The following is an 829-nucleotide window of genomic DNA, read 5'->3' as shown; positions in this document are numbered from 1 at the left end:
GATTTGACTACTCGTGAGACGCTGCAAAGTACTGCTTTTTCACTCATTGAAAACACTCCTTCAAACTGTTCTTGTATACATAAGAACAAGTAGTCAACATACATTAAACCATATGAACAGTTTGAAGGAGTGTTTTCAATGAGTGAAAAAGCAGTACTTTGCAGCGTCTCACGAGTAGTCAAATCACAGCACATTTTTCCAAATGACCTAAACAATCACCACACCCTTTTTGGAGGAAAAATTGTCGCTGACATGGACATGACGGCTTCTCTTTCAGCAGCTAAACATTCACGAAAGACGTGTGTTACAGCTTCCATTGATCACGTTGATTTTATCGAACCCGTCACCGAAGAAGATTTTATTTCATATGAAGCATTCGTTGTTGTTACAGGAAAAAGCTCCATGATTATTTTTGTTAAAGTGATTGCCGAAAATTTATTAACGGGCATTAAGCGTATCGCAGCTACTTCTTTTCTCACCTTTGTTGCATTAGAAAACGGGAAACCTGCCTCCGTTCCTCAAGTTATTGCTCAAACTGAAGAAGAAAAAAGCCTTCAAAAAGTAGCTCTTGAACGAAAAGAATCCAAAAAAACGCAGGTTGAGCACAGCAAAGCGATTGCGAGCATTTTATCTAAATCTTTGCGCAGCAGTAATTAAGCTCTTCATCTAAAAAGCAGCTGTCTGCTTTTTAGACGAAGTTTTTTTAGTTTTCACATTGTTATTTAATGTAATATGCGATATATTGGTTTTATGAAAAATAACATTCAACCTCTCAAACGACTTTCTTTAAGGGAAGAAGTCTATCAAACACTTAAACACAATATTGTCA

Annotated in this window: 1 protein-coding gene and 1 pseudogene; both read left to right on the top strand. The window is 36.7% G+C overall.

Annotated features, from left to right (window positions below):
- The first annotated feature begins 138 nt into the window (after nucleotides 1-138).
- Complete coding sequence (locus tag AC1DRF_RS30350) at nucleotides 139-657, top strand: acyl-CoA thioesterase (RefSeq protein WP_034649541.1); 519 nt, start codon at nucleotides 139-141, stop codon at nucleotides 655-657.
- Between the two features lie 75 nt (nucleotides 658-732).
- Nucleotides 733-829 (top strand): annotated as a pseudogene (locus tag AC1DRF_RS30345) (GntR family transcriptional regulator); the annotation flags it as partial.

The sequence above is a fragment of the Priestia sp. P5_B4 genome (assembly GCF_056400385.1).
Note: the sequence above shows the minus strand (reverse complement) of the source record. Positions and strands in the feature narration are given on the sequence as shown.

Coding starts and splice junctions, on each gene's coding strand:
- AC1DRF_RS30350 (WP_034649541.1), top strand. CDS start 139: ATGAGTGAAAAAGCAGTACTTTGCAGCGTCTCACGAGTAGTCAAATCA.